We start from the raw sequence: 19,693 nt of genomic DNA, 5'->3' as shown, positions 1-19,693 counted from the left end.
CCAAAAGAGATAATACCTTGATAGGAAACTAAGATATTATCTTATATTATTTTTTTTATCAATCTATAAGGCTCATCGTACTTATTCTTAGCCTAAATATATACTGATAAATCTAAAGTTAGTGTATTCATGTGTTGGTTATTATATAACCGTTGATATGAATACTCTGGACCTAATAATACATTATTATCAAAATATGCTCTTTGTGCAGAAGCAATCCACTGATTTTTTATCCCCGAACTAGCAAGACCAAAATTTGGCGATGCATTTGATAAAGCCATCGGAATATTTGCCGCATTATATGATTGTCCATATGTGATATTAAAGTTTGTATCTCTATCGCCTAAAGTAAGTCCATATGCCAAGCCAAGATACCATGCTCCAGCATTTACACTAGTACCATCTTTATTAAAGTCTTCGGCTTTAGTCGTTGTAGACCAACCTCCTTGAAGCTGAGCGATACCACCTAAAACAGAGTATGCTAAAGTCCCATCAAAATTTATGACTCCAACATTATCATTAGCTCTGCCGATACTATCAAGGAATTGAGATATACTAGTATTTCCAGCTCCTGCAATATTAAAAACATATCCTGCATTAAAACCAACAGAAAGATCTTGTGTCCATGAATCTGCATAGAAAAACCCTGCTGAAAAGTTAGCATGATTATCATCAGAACCAAAGACTGCTATATTAGTATTAATTACGTCATTTTTATAGTTTATCGATACATTGGTAACTTTATCTGGCGATAAAAAATCATCAATAATACCACTTGTCCATGGACCTCCTCCACCATACGAACCTACAGAAAGCTTACTTCTACCTGCTGTTACAAAAAAAGGAGAAGTATCTAAATTACCAAATATTACAAAAGCATTTCCTATACCAAAGCTCCCTGTCTCATCCGTATCAAAATCAAATTGAGCCGTGACATAATGTCCAAGATTTGAAAGAAAGTATAGTTTTGCATTTGTTAAATAAATATTCTGACCAGTTCCTGGAAAATTAGACACCCCCGCCGTTCTGCTTATTTGGTTACCAAACCATGCTTGAGCATCTGCCTCTATATATCCTCCAAAAAATACTGAGTAATCATCAAAAGATTCTCTTTGGCCTAATATAGTAGATGCAAAAAGATTACTTGAAATCATCCCTATTGGAATACTGTTATTACCTGAATATGATCCTAAATAGGTTATTTGACCTTGAGTTGTAATAGCAGGTGTACCTCCTACATCAATCTTACCATTTGAGATAAATACTCCTTTGTTATCTGTATCTTCTATAGAACCATCTCCAGCAATTGCTGAAGCTATATCAGTATCATTAGTATTTTTAAGTTCATTGGTTGCAAGATCTAAATAGTGACCACTTGTAATTGAAGTATTATCAATCTTTGAACTATAAGTGGTAAATAATGAGCTTGAATTAGATTTATTTATATTCTTTGTTCTTTTTACCTGATTTATTTGCTCTTTCAATGAAGCTATCTCTTGCTGTAATGCTAAGAGATCTTTTTTATCAATTTTCGAAGTAGCTTCTTTAGTATTAGAAGATTCAGCTAAAGCATAGATAGGTATTGTGAAAGTCATTAGAAATATTAGAATAAATTTCACAACAACAGTAGCTATATATTAAAACTACTTATAAGTTACTCTAGATAAAATATATTCTAAATATTGTTTTTTGATAGGTCTTATTAAAACTTAATAGCTGAAATATTGACTTGTACTAACTCTCATTACACTTATCTTAAACATATACAGATAAGTCTAACGTTAATGTATTCATCTGTTGATTATTATATAAACGTTGATATGAGTATTCTGGTCCTAATAGCACATTGTTGTCAAAATATGATCTCTGAGCAGAAACAATCCACTGATTTTTTATCCCTGAACTAGAAAGTCCGAAGGTTGGTGATGCATTTGACAATGGCATTGGTATATTCCCTGCATTGTATGATTGACCATAGCTAAAGTTGACGTTTGTATTTCGCCCATATAACTTAATTCCATAAGCCAAGCTAACATACCAAGCTCCAGTATTAACATTAGTTCCATCATTATTAAAATCTTCTTTATTTACTGTTGTAGCCCAACCACTTTGAAATTGTAAAATACCTTCTAATACTGAATACGCTAATGTCCCATCGATGTTTATTACGCCGAGATTATCATCACTTTTTCCAACATTATCAAGAAAATCCCTAATACTATTATTCCCAGCGCCTGCAATATTAAATATATATCCAAAATTAAAACCATATGATAAATCCATGGTTAATTTATTAGCATAAAATATAGCAGCAGAGAAATCAGGATGATTTTCTTGTGTCCCAAAAACCGCTATATTAGCATTTATAGTATTAGTTTTATAATTAAATGCCACATCTGATACTGAATCTGGAGCCAAGAAATCAGCAGTGATCCCATTACTCCAAGGACCACCTCCTCCATATGTCCCAAAAGATAGTCTTCTATGGTGTCCAATGGTCACAAAGAAAGGAGAAACATCTAAGTTCCCTAAAATAACAAAGCCATTTCGAAGTCCAAAATCATTATTCTCATCAGTAACAAAATCAAATACAGCAGTTACATAATGGCCTACATTTGCTAGAAAATATAAGTCCATAGTTGTCAGATGTATATTTTGACCAGTGGATGGAAAGTTAGGAACCCCTCCTATTCTATTTATCTGGCTACCGAACCACGTCTGAGCATCCGCCTCAAGATAACCTCCAAAAAACATCGAATATTCACCAAACTTATCTTTTTGACCAATTATTGTTGAAGAGAACAGGTTTCTTGATATCTGTCCGATAGGTATAGTGTTATTCCCGGAGTATGATCCTAAATAAGTTATCTGACCTTGAGTCGTTATAGCTGGTTCTTTACCAACATCAATTGAGCCATTTGAGAAAAAGACTCCTTTATTTTTCCTGTTTCTCTTTAAAATTTGATCAAAAGTTTCATTACTAGCTACTCTTGTCGCAACATAGTTAGGTTTAGATCCATAGTTAGCATCATAAACACTTATTTTAGTTGGCGATAACACTGAAGGATTAACTACCTTTGATCCATAAGTAGCAAAATCAGATCTAGAACTAAAGGTTTTAGAGTATTGTGATTCTTTAACCTCTTTTATTTCTTCTTTTAATGCAGATAGCTTTTTCTGTAAAACCCGTATATCTTTTATATCTATTTGTGTTTCAGCATTTTGATTTTCAGAAGAATTACCAACATTAAATAGAAAAAAATACACGACGAGAATCACTAGAAATTTAAAAATAAATCTCATAACCCTTTATAGGTTATTTCTCACTGAGACTTATTATATTCCTAACATTTATATTTTTAGTAATACTTTACAGCAAACTCTTTCTTACATTTTTTTGATGTATTCAGCAGCATTATCATCTAGTGAAATAATACCTGTATTTGCATCATAATAGATAAGTTCGGCATAACGCGCCCAATCAATAAATGTATCAAATACTCTTTCAGCAACATCAACTGGATAATAATCATCAAGCTCTGCTAAAAATCTACTTCTTGGGGCTGACTGAGTTTCTCTTTCATTCAAAACTTTAACAACATGTCGTGCAAGAGGTATATACTTTAAGAACAATCTACCAAAGATGAATTTTCTATCATCAATATTTGAATCAATAAATTTTCGACCCATCGCAGTCATTTTGATATCACCATCAGAAACCTCTGCAAAACGTAAAATAGACAAAATCTCAATAATTGGGAATAAATCATCAATATCTAAATGCAGTTCATCTGCAAGCTGTGGAAGATCGACAGCATCAACATCTTTGATTTCTGCCATCTCATCTAAAAGACCATTCATTTCGGAAATATCAACATCTGGAAGCCTATAGCCGATCGTCATAGCCGTTTTCTTATTCATACGTTCAGATAACTCTTTTGTCTGTGCTGTCGTCATCATACGATAAACCTCATCAACAAGGTTTGCAACTACAGGATCTTGAGAGCTTCTAGGATGAGGAATATCTATTTTTAATTCACCACGAATAAATCCTGGATTACTTCCAAAAATTATTATTCGATCTGCTGTTAAAACAGCCTCTTCAATACTATGAGTTACATACAAGATACCATTCATAGCATCATTATTTTCCCATAGATCGAGTAAGTCTTCTCTAAGGTTTTCTGCTGTCAAAATATCTAATGCTGAGAATGGCTCATCCATAAGTAAAACATCCGGCTCAAGAACTAAAGCTCTTGCAAAGCCAACACGCTGTTTCATCCCCCCAGAAAGCTCTTTTGGATAAGCATTTTCAAAACCATCAAGACCCACCATATCAATAGCCTTAAGAGCTCTTTCTCTACGCTCTTTGAGGTTTATCTTACGTGCTTCAAGTCCCAACTCAACATTTTGAATAACTGTCAGCCACGGCATAAGGGCAAAGCTTTGGAAAACCATTGAAATATCTGGTACTGGTGCGGATACTTTTTTACCTCTATATAATACTTCACCATTTGATGGACTTAAAAGTCCGGCTATTATTCTTAATAGTGTTGACTTACCTGACCCTGATTTACCTAATAAAGCAACAATCTCACCCTCATGAAGAGTAAAGTTTATATTATCTAATACCTTAAGAGAATGCCCTCCCTTAATATTAAACTCTTTATTAACCTTTTCTACTGTAAATATCTTCTTACTCATTTTAAAAAAATCTCCCTATGCTCTACATATTCATACTAAAACGATTTTCTGCATAGTTATATAATCTGCGCCAAAACAGCTTATTTGATGCCACAACTAAAATACACATCACAATCACACCTAAAAGAACATTAGCAGTATGATCTCCAGGCATATTCGTATACTTTGTAATATAATCACCTATCCCTGAAGCTTGAATTACAGAGTCTTTACCCCAGTTTATGTATTCACTGATAATACTAGCATTCCAAGATCCACCTGCAGCTGTAATTGCACCTGTGACATAGTAAGGCATTACCGCTGGAACTAAGAACTTCTTAAGTTTTGTTATTCCTTTTAGTTGCATATTTGTAGCCGCAAATTTTAACTCTTCAGGTATAGCAGATGCTCCTGCGATAACATTAAATAAGATATACCACTGTGTTCCAAGCGCCATTAATAAAATACACCAAATATCAAAGTTTAAATTAAACATTACAACTAGTGTACCAAACACACCATATAAAACGTTGACAGGGAAAGCTGCCGCCATTTGGGCATAAGGTTGGACTTTTTGGGCAATCTTAGGCCTTAAACCAATCCAGATACCTATTGGAACCCAGATTAAAGAAGTTATAAGTATCAAAACAACTACTCTAACACCTGTAAATAAACCATACATGAAAACTTTTAAAGTCTCTGCTAAACCTATATCAGGATTTTTTGCATATATAGTTTGATACATAGAAAACAATAAAAGCAAAACAACAATACTAATAATCACATTCCAAAAAATTCTCTTAAACGCACTCTCTGTTTTCTCAGCCTTACGATGAATCTTCTGATTATATGCTTTATTAAGATCTTTCTTAAATATCTTAATATTAACTATTTTATTAGAGATCTTAGCTAACATTGATGTAAAAAACTTTACAGCTATAGACTTTTGTAAGATATTTAAAAACCATGACTTGCTATGAGCTTCTGAAGGATTGTCTCCTATTACAAACTTCTCAGACCATGCAACTAAAGGTCTAAATAAAAGCTGATCATACAATACAATCGTTATTAGCATAGTGACTATAGCAGCACCAACAGCACCAAAACTTTGGGCATTATTAGCAGCATCTATAAAAGATCCAATACCAGATAAGTTTATAGGTATAGACTGAGAAGCACTGAAATTAACCATGATAGTTTCAGATGCGACAATCATAAACCAGCTTGCTGACATTGACATCATAGTATTCCAAACTAAGCCTGGCATCGAAAATGGTACTTCTACTTTCCAAAACTTCTGCCAAGGTGAAAGCTGGTACATTTCAGCAGCTTCATTTAACTCTTTAGGAACTGTTTTTAGTGATTGATAAAAGCTTAATATCATATTCCATGCTTGTGCTGTAATAATACCAAAAATTACAGCTGCCTGAGCTCCCCACAAAGAAGTTGGAAATAGTGCTAAAAAACCTGTTACTGTTATAGCAAAAAAGCCTAATACTGGTATAGATTGTAATATATCTACAACTGGTATGATTAGACTTTCCGCTCTCTTACTTTTTGCAGCCCATGTCCCAAAAATAAATGTAATTAGCAGGGAAATTCCTAAACCAATAAACATCCTAATAGTTGTTTCTGCTGTGTAGTAAGGCAACATCCACAAATTTAGTGAAATTTCTGAGTATTTTTCAACACTTGCTTGATTGGTATAGTCAACGGCTCCACCAAGGTTAGAGGTTGACCAAACAAATATACATAGGATTAAAAGTATTATTGATAAAGCTAAAATATCCCACTTTGTACGAGACATTTTTGCTGACATATTTGTATTATATAGCCTTTTCATATGTCAAAACCTTTTGTTTTTTACATAACGCTTTAAGTATAAGTGATTTATATTTGTTTTTGTATTATTAATTTCTTTATATTTTTGTTAAAATCTAGACACTATAAGATTTTTTACATCAGAAAAATGAAAAAAGAACAAAGAGTTATTAAAGTACAACCTGGTGAAAGAGTATCTTGTCCAACAAAATACCATGAGAACTGGAATTTACACCCAAGAGTATATATTGACCTTGAGGACAAAAAGACAAATACTTGCCCATACTGTGGTACGACTTTCAAAGTTGAAAAATAGATTTAATCATCTTTTGTATTTAATGATTTGATAAAATAAGTTTTCTCACCTTTATATTCACTCTTATAAAGATCTACCCTTTCATTAACTAAATAATTTCTATCTGGGAATTGCTCAAAAGTTACAGGAGTTGTTTTGCCATCTTGTAGGACTTGATACTTATATTTACCTATAATATCGTCCTTATTTGAAACATAGACATAACCTCCCCCAGCTCCAACTAATGCTCCTGTACCAGCTCCAACTAGTGCCCCTGTGCCTGCTCCCACACCGGCCCCTAAAGCCATACCTCCAGCTACAGTTCCAGCAAAACATGGTACCGTTCCAAGTCCTAAAGTAACCACTGTACAAATAGTACCTCCTATTAAACCAAGCATCCCTCCTACCATAGCTCCTGCCATTGCGCCGGTACCAGCTCCTACAGCTGCTCCTGAACCTGCTCCGACTCCTGCTCCGGTTAAAACATCTTTTTTAGTTTCATCCTTTCTCATCTGCTCTTTACTTATTATTTGTTGCTCAGACTTAATAACACCTGGACCAAGTTTAGTAATCTCAGGATTACTTGAGCAAGATACCAACAATGATAAAGCTGCTATCGGTGAGTATTTCTTCATAATTCCCCTTATTTGAATTAATGCTATATTCATTAGGTTTAGCATTTAACCTCTTAGATAATCATTCACCATAAAAATGCCTTGATCTAATCAACATTCAACATGATAATTTCTAAAGAAGTCTTATGACAGCTCGTATTAATTTATCTTGGGGAGATTATATATAGGCTTTTATTAATTACAAAATTAGTATTTCTTATTCTGTATATAAGTATAGTTGATATTTTGTGGGGATTTAGAAGATAATCACAGTTAATATTGGTAGACAAATAGATTTTTATTTTAAATTATCCAAAACTAAATCTTCTAGGTAGTAAATACGATCCATTTCCTTATCTTTAGAGTTTTTATCCGTTTCAAGATAAACACCAAGATATACATTATTTCCATTTTTAAGTGCATAAAATGTAACTGGCTGATTATATTTATTTGAAAATACCCATACTGTTGATTTCTCATCGCCATAAGAATCTGCTTTAACAACAAACTCTTTTGGATGTTTTTTAATAGCTTTTTTTATAGCCCTATATAGTTGTTGGACTGTTGTGCCTTGTTGCATCTCAAGGCTATGAATATCCCCATTAACACCAAAAAGATTATCTTGTGCAGCTACACTTCCTCCAGCAAAAGGAATACATCCTGATATAGCAAAAACCAAAGCTAAAAAAGCTAAACTAACTACTTTCTTCATCTATAAAGCCCTATTATAAAATAATATCCTATAATAACAGCAAATAAGGATACCAGTACACTAACAAGCACATACCCTAAAGCTATAAATACCTCTCCTCTTTGTAGTAAGTTTAGAATGTCTAAACTAAAACTTGAGAAAGTCGTAAAACCTCCTAAGAACCCTGTTACAAAAAAGGATCTTACATAGGTTGAAACATCTTCATTAAAAAGCTTTGTTTCAAGCAAAAAAGCTGCAAAGATACCTATGACTAATGAACCTATAATATTACAAAATAAAATTCCTAATGGAATCTGCTTGGAAATACTTGCTGTTGCCTGAGTTAGTGCAAATCTAGACATTGCACCAAGACCCCCACCAATTCCTACTAATAATAATAATTTTTCCATTTATTAACTCTCTAATATTTGATATGCACCTAATTCTATCATTTTTTGGGCTAATTGTTTACCTAGCGCAGATGGATCTTTCCCTGAAGCGGTATGTCTTAAAACACGATCACCATTACTACTAGCAACCATTGCTGTAAGGGTTATTTGCTTATCTATAATTTGTGCATAAGCCCCTATAGCCACATGACAACCACCTTTGAGCTCTTCATTAAAGGCTCTTTCAGCACTTGCAACAATATGACTATCTGTACAGCTAAGCTTTTGTAGAATCTCAAAGAGTTCTTTATCCTTTTCTAAAGCCTCTATAACCACTATACCTTGACCTACAGCTGGTAATGAGATCTCTGTTGGGATAAATTGTTTTATCCTATTTTGAAGTTCTAAGCGAATAAGTCCTGCGCCTGCTAAAATTATCGCATCATAATTTCCTGCATCTAATTTTGCTAATCTTGTTTGGACATTACCTCTTAGCTCTTTTATAACAAGATCTTTTCTATAATTAAGCAACTGAGCCTTTCGACGCAAGCTAGATGTTCCAACAACAGCTCCTTGTGGAAGATCATCTATAGAACCGTAGTCATTTGAGACAAATGCATCGCGAGGATCTTCTCTTGGCATAAAGCTTGCAAGACAAAAACCTTCTGGCAATTCATAAGGAACATCTTTAAGAGAATGCACAGCTATATTAGCCTTATTATTTTGCATCGCAATTTCTAACTCTTTCATAAAAAGAGCCTTGCCGCCAATCTTATTAAGGGGTTTATCAAGGATAATATCGCCTTGGGTTTTCATTGTGCTAATTTGACAAGGAATATTTAACTCTTTCTCTAGTCTATCTTTGACAAAATTTGTTTGCCATAATGCTAGTTTACTATCTCTACTAGCTATGATTATTTCTTTCATATATTAAATGCTTTTGCTATAAAGTTAGATATATCTTTTATTTCTTCTATACACACTGAATGTTGCATACCTGAGTAATGTTTATATTCATTACTAAAGCCATTATCATTAAGCTTAGAAGATAAGTCTTTGCCTAATACTTCAGGTAATACATGATCATGAGTGCCATGACATACCAATATTGTAGCATCTTTATTTACTTCTGTAATATTATCTTTAAACTCGTCCCAAGCAGGCAAGTACGTTGATAATGCCATCAAACCTGCAAACTTACGCTTAGACAAAATAGTTGCGTAAGTTGCAATAACACCACCTTGTGAGAAACCTGCTAAAATAATATTCTCACTAGGAATACCTTGACTAACTTGCCCATCTACCAGATTATTAAGTTTTTCGATTGATGTATTTATACCTTGAACATCTACAACTCTATTTAAGCTGTCGGCATCTAATGACTTAATATCATACCAAGCTCTCATTTGCATACCCATATTTATGGTCACAGGCATTACATCTGCATGAGGAAATATAAAACGAATATTTTCAACAGACACATCAAGATGTCCTACGATATCAACAAAATCATGTCCATCAGCACCAAGACCATGCAGCCAAATAACACAAAACTGAGCTTTATCTTTTGGCTCAACTAACTCATAATTCATATTTTTCTTAAAATCCTAAATACTATGCGAAATGATACATTAATTTATACCATTTATTAACTCCTAGAAAACATAAATGACATCAAAAAGCCTTACACACTAAGCAATTCCATGGGGAAAATAATTATTCACAGTTATTGTGGATAAGTATGTTTATATGTATATGAAACTTCTGTGAGAAGTCTATGATTATTTTTTGGTGAAATAAACTTCACCACTCCAAAACCATTATAAATAAAAGCTTTCAGAGCTTCAGTTAAATATAAACAAATACTCTTTTTGATTTTTCACAACCTGTGGATAAAACTGTGAGTTTATTGTTAGAATGTGGTTAACTTTCTTCTATAACCTTAAAGAAAGCCTCTTGTGTTACAAGGTTTACAGAGGTGTTTTGTAATTTAAAAATATCATTTAACTCATACTTTCCACTTACAGAAAGTTTTTTAGTCATTGCAAGATCTGCTATAGAAACCATTAGTCGACCTCTTTCTAATTTTTCAATCACAGTTGCCTCAAATTCTAAGTTTGGATTCTGCGATAAGTAAACTAGCTTCCAATGCGAATTAGAAAAACGTTCTGTCTGTCTATTTGTCCGAATAGGAATATCAACTTGAGCAATTATATTATCAACTTCTTCTGCTTGTAATAGTATTTTTTGACTTAAGAAACTTCTAAGCTGATAGTGAATAAGCAAATCTAGGTATCTTCTTAGTGGACTTGTAACCTGTACATAAGTATCTAACCCCATACCAGCATGCCTTGCAGGAGTTGTTGAATACTTACCTCTTTGTAACTTCTTACGTGTAGCAAACATATCTGCAATTGAGTCAAGACTTTCTAAATGCTCCTGCTCTAGATCATGTTCAGGTTGGGTTGAAAAAGGCACTGCAATATTATTCTCTATACAAAACTGGCCTATAGCAACACCTGCCATTAGCATAGTATCTCTGATAAGAGTCCTTGAGTTTAGTCTTGGTAAATCTGTTAACTTAACATTTTTATCTTCATCAAGGCTTATCTTAATTTCAGGGAAATCAAGCTCTACAGCTTTTTGAGACAAGCGCTTATGTGTAAAGTATTTTGCATAAGCAACTATATTCCCAAGCTCTAAATCTTTGATATGTTCCTCTGCAAACTCATATGAATGTCTTGTTACTTTTATCTTACTAAAGCATATTTCAATATCTTGAATATATCCTTGCTCACTAACTGTAAAACCTACAGATAATGCTGGAGAGATATCTTTTAACCCTAACCCTAACTCTTCAGTCGCCTTCTGAGGCAGCATAGAAACTATCTTTTCTGGAACATATAAGTTTGAGCCTCTTGCTCTTGCTTCTAGATCTACTTCGTCACCAAAACTTATACTTGATGATGGATCTGCTATATGCACCCACATTTTATTTCTATCTGAATCCCAGCTTATTGCATCATCAGGGTCATTACTACCCTCATCATCAATTGCATAAGCTGTTAAGTGTGTTAAGTCGACTCTATTATTATCTGAATCAGAATTATATACAAATTCTGCGGGGTTACTTTCAAGCTCTGCTTTATATCTATATAGATATGGATTATAGAACTCATCCCAATAGCCCACATCTAGCAAAAGCTTATAAGCACTATTTTCAGACTCTTCCATATTAAGATATTTAAATAAGCGACAATTTGGAGTTTTTAGTGTTGCAAGAGCAGCAATCTCCTTTAAGAATTTCTCATCCTCTGGAGCATAACTTTTTTGTTTTACTCGCTCTATAAAATCATTTAGTTCTTGCTCTTTTTTTTGCTTCTCTTGCCTTTCTTTAACAATTGCATCACGCTCACCTAAAGAGTGAATAACAATATTAAAATCATCATCAAAGCTAAAATATTCACCCTGAGATACTAGCAACCATACAGTATAAGCCTCATCTATACCTACATTTTCAAATAAAAGCTCACATAACTCTTCTATAGTCGTACTTTGTTGCTCTTGTAGTAATTCCCAAGTCATTTCTAACTCAGAGATACCTAATTGCTCTAGACTTTCAAGCTCAAAATCACTATCATTTTGTAAAAGTAGTTGAACATTTTTAGGTGGTAACTTTATATTCTTACCATCAAGGATCTCAATTTCTATTTTTTTATCTAAAACATCAACAACCTTAGCAGGTTTTGATTTAAAGATGACTAAAGAATTTTTTTGCATGAAATTTTTTATTTTAATAATTGATTAGTTTTATTTTGACTCTTCTTTCTTAACAGCTATACCTAATTCATTAAGCTGCTCTAAAGAAACTGTAGACGGTGCTTCTGTCATTAAGCAGCTTGCTGTTTGAGTTTTAGGGAATGCTATTACATCACGGATATTTGTAGTACCTGTTAATAGCATAATCAATCTATCAACACCAAATGCTATACCACCATGGACAGGAGTACCGTAAGATAAAGCATCAAGCATAAAACCAAACTTCTCACGAGCTTCTTCATCAGAGATACCAAGTAAGTTAAATACTTTTGCTTGTATATCTTGTTTATGAATACGGATTGAACCTCCACCAACTTCATAACCGTTGATTACCATATCATATGCTCTAGACATCAACTTCTCTGGATCTGTGCTTGTAAGCTCTTCAACAGATTCAACGCTAGGAGCTGTAAATGGATGATGCATTGCATATAGACGGTTATCATCTTTTTCAAACATTGGGAAATCAACTACCCATAAAGGAGCCCACTGCTTATCAAATAGTTCTAGATCTTCACCTACTTTAACTCTTAAAGCACCCATTGAGTCATTTACAATCTTAGCTTTTGCTGCGCCAAAGAATAAAATATCACCTTCTTTTGCACCAGTTTTCTCGATTACTTTAAATAAAGTTTCTTCAGAAATGTTTTTCACAATTGGAGATTGAAGACCATCTTTACCTTCAGATAGCGAATTTATCTTAATATATGCAAGACCTCTTGCGCCATAAATACCTACAAACTTAGTATAATCATCTAGATTCTTACGAGTAAACTTCTCATTACCATTTGGAACTCTCATCGCTATTACACGAGACTCTGGATCATTTGCTGGACCAGAGAAAACCTTAAATTCTTCGTTTTTCATTTCCTCTTTGATATTTACAAACTCCAAAGGAATTCTTAGGTCAGGCTTATCTGAACCATATTTATCCATAGCATCAGCAAAGCTTAATACTTGGAATGGAGTATTAAACTCAACACCTATAGTCTCTTTAAATAATCCAGAGATCATTTTTTCCATAGTAGACATAATAAAAGCCTCATCAATAAATGAAGCCTCAATATCTATCTGTGTAAATTCTGGCTGTCTATCTGCTCTTAAATCTTCATCACGGAAACATTTAACAATTTGATAATATCTGTCAAATCCAGATACCATTAGAAGCTGTTTAAATAGTTGTGGTGACTGAGGAAGAGCATAAAATCTACCATTAAAATTACGACTTGGTACAAGATAATCTCTAGCACCTTCTGGAGTAGCTTTAGTTAAAAATGGAGTTTCTATATCTAAGAAACCATTATCATCCAAAAAGTTACGCACATAACGAATAGCTTTTGAACGTGTAATTAGTTTATTTTGCATTTCTGGACGACGTAAGTCGATATAACGATACTTAAGCTTAATGTCTTCACCAGTAGCTTGGAAATCATCTAACTGAAATGGAATAGTCTTAGATTTATTGATAACTTCAATAGTATCACCAATGATCTCTATTTTACCACTTGCTAGGTTTTTATTTTCTTGCCCCTCAGGTCTTAGACTCACTACACCTTCTGCTTGGATTACATATTCAGATCTCACACTATCAGCTATACTAAAGTTAGAATTATCTGGATTAAAAACCAGCTGAACTAAGCCAGTTCTATCTCTAATATCTAAAAAAATAACTCCACCATGATCACGGCGTCTATGCACCCAACCACAAACTGTAACTTTTTGATTCTCTAACTTTTCATTAATATCTGAACTATAGTGCGTTCTCATTTAAAATAACCCTTTAAAATTTTTTATAAATAAAACAGACAAAATTTAATCAACATATTATAGCAAGAAAAAATAAAGAAGACTAAATTTGAGCAAATTCTTTACAAAATAAAATTTATAATAATATACTTTGTAATAACTATGACTTTTATTAAAACTTATAAAACATGCAAAACATAGAAAATATCAAGCTAGACTTTTTGAGTCTAGATGACTATCACGAGCTTAAAGAAGCTATGATTGAAGTTTATAACAATGTCAGAAACCCATACTGGGAAAACCATGAAATAAACACTCTGATAAAAAAATTCCCCGAAGGTCAAGTTGTTATAAAAGTTAATGATCAACTTGCTGGTTGTGCATTATCAATCATTGTTGACTATAAAAAATTTGGGCATAAACATACTTATAGAAAAATAACAGGTAATGACACTTTCAACACTCATGACGATGATGGTGATGTCTTATATGGTATAGATCTATTTGTTAAGCCGGAGTTTAGAGGGATGCGTCTAGGCCGTAGATTATATGATTATAGAAAAGATTTATGTGAAAGACTAAACCTGAAAAGTATAATCTTTGGAGGACGAATACCTGGATATCATGAATATGCTGATAAAATGTCGCCTCAACAGTATATAAACAAGCTTAAAAGACAAGAGCTACACGATCCTGTTCTACATTTCCAATTAAGTAATGATTTCCAGCCAGTAAGGATAATAAAATCATACTTAGATGGTGATACTGAATCTAATGATTACGCAGTTTTACTAAAATGGACAAATATCTATTATGAAGAAGAGCAAAAAGAAGCTGCACCTATTAAAAAAGATGTTCGTTTAGGGTTAATTCAATGGCAAATGCGACCATATAAAGGTCTTGATGAGCTAATGCAACATGCTGAATACTTTGTAAATGCAGTATCAAACTATAGATCTGATTTTGCATTATTCCCAGAGTTCTTCAATGCTCCTTTAATGGCTGAAAATAACCATTTATCAGAACCTGAAGCAATTAGAGAGCTTGCAAAACATACTCAATTTATCACTGATAAATTTTCTGAATTTGCTGTTACATATAATATAAATATCATAACAGGAAGTATGCCAGAGATGAAAGGTGAACGACTATATAACGTTGGCTACCTATGCCGTAGAGATGGTACAGTAGAAAAATATGAAAAACTTCATGTGACACCTGATGAAGCGATGGTTTGGGGTCTCCAAGGCGGTAGTAAACTAGAAGTATTTGACACTGATTGTGGAAAAATAGGTATCCTAATTTGTTATGACTCTGAGTTTCCAGAGCTAAGTAGAATACTTGCTGAGGATGGTATGGATATCCTTTTTGTTCCCTTTTTAACAGATACGCAAAATGGCTTCTCTAGAGTTAGAAACTGTGCTCAGGCAAGAGCTATTGAGAATGAATGCTATGTTGCCATTGCAGGTAGTGTTGGAAACCTGCCAAATGTACATAACATGGATATCCAATATGCTCAATCTATGGTATTTACACCTTGTGATTTTGCATTCCCTCCAACAGGGATAAAAGCAGAAACAACACCAAATACCGAGATGATTTTAATAGCAGATGTGGATATTAATCTTTTACGTGAACTTAACCAGTTTGGTAGTGTTAAAAACCTAAGAGATAGACGTAAAGATTTATATATGTTAAAACGTAATGATTAACAAAAGCTATGCTATTAGCTGTCTAAGTCTTCTATTTAGATACGGTGATAAGATAAATAATATAACTGCAGCACCGCACCCAAGCAAAGCAAAATAACCAAATGCTCTCGAATAGGTATCTATTGTCTCGATAGGAGGAAGTGCTGCAGATTTACCATGTCCACTAATTAATATTCCAAAACTTGCTGCTAAGAAGTTCGCGAAAGCTGAGCTTAAAACCCATACACCCATAAAAAAGCCTACCATTCTTTTAGGAGATACTATACTCACCATTGCCAAACCTATTGGACCTATAAATAGCTCACCTAAAGCCTCAAAAAGATAACTTAGATTTATCCACCATGAAGAAATAATACCGTTTTTAGCTGTTAAAGGAATTGCTACAACCAAAATAAAAAATGACAGCCCCATAATAAACAATCCTTTGGCAAACTTAGTCGGATATGTATACGGATTTGTTCCATATTTACGACTTAGATAAGTATATACAGGACCAAAAAGTATTATAAAGAAAGGCTCTACAGACTGATATGCACTAGCAGGAATATTAAACCCAAAGATTACTCTATTAACATTTCTCTCTGTAAAAACATTCATCATCCCACCACTTTGCTGGAGTAAAATCATAAATATCATATAAAAAATAGTTAGTGTAACTGTAATATAAATCCTACTTCTATCGTTAGCTTCTGAGATTCTCACAAAATATAGAATTATTAATAATGTAATTGCTCCTATTAGATATAAAACTCTACTCGCCCAAATAGGATAAGCAAGTAAAATAAAAATAAAACTTATTAAAATAACTAAACCTATAGCTATTGCTGCTGCAAATAGATATTTTCCTGCTATAGATTTTGTGCTTTGTTTAATATCTTTATAGTGCTTTGAACCTTTTATAAATATCAATAACCCAGCTAACATTCCTAATCCAGCGATACCAAATGCTAAATTCCAGCTAATTGTAACAGCTATATATGAACAAACTATCGGCGCTGTTATAGCACCAATATTCATACCTATATATAGCAGAGTAAAACCTTCATTTCTTTTATATTGAGTATTTGTGAAGAGCGCTCCTGTTATAGCACCTATGCTAGGCTTAAACAAACCAGTACCGATAATCACAAAACTTAGTCCCAAAAAGAAATATATATGCTGAGCATTTGGAATAATCATTACAAAATGCCCTAGAGCTATTAGTAAAGCTCCTATAATTATCGAACGATATTGACCGATATACTTATCTGCGATAATACCTCCAACAATCGGAGTTCCGTACACCATCGAAGCATATGCTCCATAAATAAGATAAGTCTTAGCATCAGATATATCAAAAAATTTAAATAAATATAGAATTAGTAACGCTGTGATTCCATAATAACTGAATCTCTCCCATAGTCCTGCTAGGAAAAGATAAACCATCCCCTGGGGATATTTAGACTGCTTGGTTATATTCAATGTCTTCATTTATATTATCCTCCCTTGCAGTTGCTTTTATAAGTGCTTGTTCAATATCACTTTTAAGATCTTCAACATCTTCAATACCTATTGAAAGTCTAATTAGACCATCACTTAAGCCTTGCTCAAGTCTAACTTCTTTAGGAATTGATGAATGAGACATTAAAGCAGGAATTGATGATAAGCTTTCAACCCCTCCCGCACTTACTGTTATAGCAAATAGCTCTAGCTCCGCTAAGAATGCTTTAGCTAAGTTATCACTACCTTTTAGCTCAAGGCTTAAAACACCTCCAAAACCTTTCATTTGCTCTTTTGCAAGCTGATAATCTGGACTACTTTCTAAACCTGGATAATATACTTTTTTAACCAACTCATGTTTCTCTAGCCATTTTGCTAGTGTTAGAGCATTATGATTATGTTGTCTTACTCTTAATGCTAATGTTCTTAGTCCTCGTGTAGCTAAGAAACTATCAAATGGACTAGATACAGCTCCTCCAGCCAAATGAATAAGATCTAACCTTTTAATTAACTCATCATTATCTTTTACAACAACAACTCCACTAATTACATCAGAGTGTCCACTTATATACTTTGAAGCTGAATGAATAACAATATCAGCTCCAAAAGAAATAGGTTTTAAATTATAAGGAGTAGCAAAAGTATTATCGACAACTAGGATTAAGCCATGCTTACTGCAAAACTGGCTTAGTCCTTTTAGATCAACAACCCTTAGTAAAGGGTTTGATGGTGTTTCAACCCATACCATTTTAGTATTTTCTCTAAGGCTTTCTTCTAAATTATCTAAGTCGCTTAGATTGGCATATGTTGCTTGAAGACCTGATGAGTATTTCTTAACCTCTTCAAATAGTCTATACGTTCCACCATATAATGCGTCAGTTGCTATTATATGACTATCAACACCTAAAATATCTAATACTGCGTTAATTGCAGCAACTCCTGATGAAAAAGCATAACCTTTTTTTGCACCTTCTAACTCTGCAACAGCTTGTTCATAACTAGATCTAGTAGGATTGCTTACTCTACCATATTCAAAAGCTTTCTCACCACCTGGACTTTGTTGACGATATACAGAAGAAGTATATATAGGTGTTGTTACAGCACCTGTTACTGAATCACCTGGATTACCTGCATGAACAGCTAGAGTATCGATTTTAGAATTTATAATGGTCATATCTTTGCTCCCATAATTTTTTAATTGCTAAAACGATGAGAACAATATTATTAATGTTTTCGCTTTAGCAGATTTTATCTAGCGCCCGCAATTTGAAATAAATCAGCGCTTTTTTTAAAGTTTAGTCTTTTACTATTTTATGCTTTATCGCCATATTCTTGCATATGTTTTGCAGTACGTTTGTTAGTACCATACATAAAATGGTTTTCCATTCTCTCTAGATACTTGCTTCCTGGTACTTTTAGACCAACTGCATCAGCAACTTCTCTAATTAGCATAGGACTAGCACCACAACATACACCTAAGTAGTTAACTCCTAGATCATAAGCTTTCTTAGCAAAATCTCTAATTTCATAACGGTTACAATATAGAGGATCCAATGCTGTAGGGAAAGTTCTACCATGAGGAGCACCACAAAGACAACCATTATCATCTGGTAAGTTAAAAAATGTAGTATGCTCATTTGTTGTTCTATAAGGAACTGGCAATGCAGCAACATGACACTTAACAGCTTTACGAATTTCTGCTATATCAGGAAGCATTGTATGAGGTCCTCTGAAGCAGTTCATCCCTACTACATCAGCACCGCGTTGCTCTAACTCTTTACAAGTATCTACAATACTCCAACCATCACGCATGATGTTTTCACCAAAAGGAGCAATAGTTACCACACATGGTAAACCAGCTTTTTTCATAATTTCTAAAGCAGCAAACGCTTCTTCTGCATAGTAGAATGTCTCACCAATTAGTAGGTCAGCTCCTTCTTCAGCAGCCCAACCAATCATTTCGTTATACATTCTTTTAACTTCTTTTTGAGATTCTTGGTCGCCTTGCTTCCAAATATTTGAATTAGAAATATTTCCAGCTAATAAATTTGGTTGTACACCTTCTGGAGTTGAATCTGCAACTTTCTTTGCAATTCTTAGAGCTTGTCTATTTAATGGCTCAAGCAAATGCTCTTTACCAATAACTCTTAGCTTCTCTCTGTGACCATTATATGTAAATGCCTCAACGATATCAGAGCCAGCATGCTGGAATTCTCTATGAAGGTTCTCTAAAACCTCAGGATGCTCAAGTGATACCATAGGTACAAACTCACCTGATGCTAAATAACCACGACGTTCTATTTCAAATAGGAAACCTTCTGCACAAATTACGGGACCTTTATCAAGTCTCTCAAGTAGATTTTCTTTTTTCACTTTGGAAATCTCCACGTTTTAATTAATAAACAAACTTTTTGAATATTAGCAAAAAGCTTCCTACTAAAACG

At 33.6% G+C, this 19,693-nt stretch carries 16 protein-coding genes; 2 read left to right on the top strand and 14 right to left on the bottom strand.

Annotation, left to right across the window (positions count from 1 at the left end; translation table 11 throughout):
- Positions 1–92 precede the first annotated feature (92 nt).
- The 4 genes from FIP56_RS00665 to FIP56_RS00650 all read right to left on the bottom strand — a co-directional run bounded on the left by FIP56_RS00665 (position 93) and on the right by FIP56_RS00650 (position 6,526).
- On the bottom strand, positions 93–1,595 hold the full coding sequence (locus FIP56_RS00665; protein ID WP_192578815.1) for a DUF3573 domain-containing protein: 1,503 nt from the start codon (positions 1,593–1,595) through the stop codon (positions 93–95).
- A 160-nt stretch (positions 1,596–1,755) separates the two neighbouring features.
- Positions 1,756–3,303 carry a DUF3573 domain-containing protein gene (locus FIP56_RS00660; protein ID WP_192577084.1) on the bottom strand — a complete coding sequence of 516 codons (1,548 nt, stop codon included), beginning with the start codon at positions 3,301–3,303 and terminating at the stop codon, positions 1,756–1,758.
- A gap of 84 nt (positions 3,304–3,387) precedes the next feature.
- Positions 3,388–4,704: a nitrate/sulfonate/bicarbonate ABC transporter ATP-binding protein gene (locus tag FIP56_RS00655; RefSeq protein WP_192577083.1), complete on the bottom strand. Its 1,317-nt coding sequence runs from the start codon at positions 4,702–4,704 to the stop codon at positions 3,388–3,390.
- Between the two features lie 22 nt (positions 4,705–4,726).
- Positions 4,727–6,526, bottom strand: a complete 1,800-nt coding sequence (locus FIP56_RS00650) for an ABC transporter permease subunit (protein ID WP_192577082.1) — start codon at positions 6,524–6,526, stop codon at positions 4,727–4,729.
- A gap of 126 nt (positions 6,527–6,652) precedes the next feature.
- On the opposite strand from FIP56_RS00650, the gene FIP56_RS00645 reads away from it, so the two are divergent.
- Positions 6,653–6,820, top strand: coding sequence for a zinc-finger domain-containing protein (locus FIP56_RS00645; RefSeq protein ID WP_192577081.1), 168 nt, complete (start codon positions 6,653–6,655; stop codon positions 6,818–6,820).
- A 2-nt stretch (positions 6,821–6,822) separates the two neighbouring features.
- On the opposite strand, the gene FIP56_RS00640 is transcribed toward FIP56_RS00645, so the two are convergent.
- The 7 genes from FIP56_RS00640 to aspS form a co-directional block, all read right to left on the bottom strand.
- The gene (locus FIP56_RS00640) at positions 6,823–7,434 is read right to left on the bottom strand and encodes a hypothetical protein (protein ID WP_209451847.1); all 612 of its coding nucleotides are present in this window, start codon (positions 7,432–7,434) and stop codon (positions 6,823–6,825) included.
- A 277-nt stretch (positions 7,435–7,711) separates the two neighbouring features.
- Positions 7,712–8,125, bottom strand: a complete 414-nt coding sequence (locus tag FIP56_RS00635) for a hypothetical protein (RefSeq protein WP_192577080.1) — start codon at positions 8,123–8,125, stop codon at positions 7,712–7,714.
- The gene (gene crcB / locus FIP56_RS00630) at positions 8,122–8,514 is read right to left on the bottom strand and encodes a fluoride efflux transporter CrcB (protein WP_192577079.1); all 393 of its coding nucleotides are present in this window, start codon (positions 8,512–8,514) and stop codon (positions 8,122–8,124) included. The genes FIP56_RS00635 and crcB overlap by 4 nt, the downstream gene beginning before the upstream one ends.
- Before the next feature lie 3 nt (positions 8,515–8,517).
- Positions 8,518–9,420: a hydroxymethylbilane synthase gene (hemC, locus tag FIP56_RS00625; protein ID WP_192577078.1), complete on the bottom strand. Its 903-nt coding sequence runs from the start codon at positions 9,418–9,420 to the stop codon at positions 8,518–8,520.
- Positions 9,417–10,085, bottom strand: a complete 669-nt coding sequence (locus FIP56_RS00620) for a dienelactone hydrolase family protein (RefSeq protein WP_192577077.1) — start codon at positions 10,083–10,085, stop codon at positions 9,417–9,419. The genes hemC and FIP56_RS00620 overlap by 4 nt, the downstream gene beginning before the upstream one ends.
- 331 nt (positions 10,086–10,416) lie before the next feature.
- The gene (locus FIP56_RS00615) at positions 10,417–12,273 is read right to left on the bottom strand and encodes an RNB domain-containing ribonuclease (RefSeq protein WP_209451846.1); all 1,857 of its coding nucleotides are present in this window, start codon (positions 12,271–12,273) and stop codon (positions 10,417–10,419) included.
- A gap of 30 nt (positions 12,274–12,303) precedes the next feature.
- A complete protein-coding gene (gene aspS / locus FIP56_RS00610; RefSeq protein WP_192577076.1) occupies positions 12,304–14,079 on the bottom strand; it encodes an aspartate--tRNA ligase in 1,776 nt (591 codons plus the stop codon).
- 167 nt (positions 14,080–14,246) lie between these two features.
- Here aspS and FIP56_RS00605 point away from each other — a divergent pair, with 167 nt between their 5' ends.
- Positions 14,247–15,770, top strand: a complete 1,524-nt coding sequence (locus tag FIP56_RS00605; protein WP_192577075.1) for a bifunctional GNAT family N-acetyltransferase/carbon-nitrogen hydrolase family protein — start codon at positions 14,247–14,249, stop codon at positions 15,768–15,770.
- A 6-nt stretch (positions 15,771–15,776) separates the two neighbouring features.
- Here the strand turns inward: FIP56_RS00605 and FIP56_RS00600 are convergent, their stop codons facing one another.
- The 3 genes from FIP56_RS00600 to FIP56_RS00590 form a co-directional block, all read right to left on the bottom strand.
- The gene (locus FIP56_RS00600) at positions 15,777–17,240 is read right to left on the bottom strand and encodes a peptide MFS transporter (protein WP_192577074.1); all 1,464 of its coding nucleotides are present in this window, start codon (positions 17,238–17,240) and stop codon (positions 15,777–15,779) included.
- On the bottom strand, positions 17,209–18,423 hold the full coding sequence (locus FIP56_RS00595; RefSeq protein WP_192577073.1) for a PLP-dependent aspartate aminotransferase family protein: 1,215 nt from the start codon (positions 18,421–18,423) through the stop codon (positions 17,209–17,211). The genes FIP56_RS00600 and FIP56_RS00595 overlap by 32 nt, the downstream gene beginning before the upstream one ends.
- A gap of 137 nt (positions 18,424–18,560) precedes the next feature.
- Positions 18,561–19,622: a homocysteine S-methyltransferase family protein gene (locus FIP56_RS00590; protein WP_192577072.1), complete on the bottom strand. Its 1,062-nt coding sequence runs from the start codon at positions 19,620–19,622 to the stop codon at positions 18,561–18,563.
- Positions 19,623–19,693 lie beyond the last annotated feature (71 nt).

The organism is Francisella sp. LA112445 (genome assembly GCF_012224145.1).
Classification (GTDB): Bacteria; Pseudomonadota; Gammaproteobacteria; order Francisellales; family Francisellaceae; genus Francisella.
This window is presented reverse-complemented; position numbering and strand designations above follow the sequence as displayed.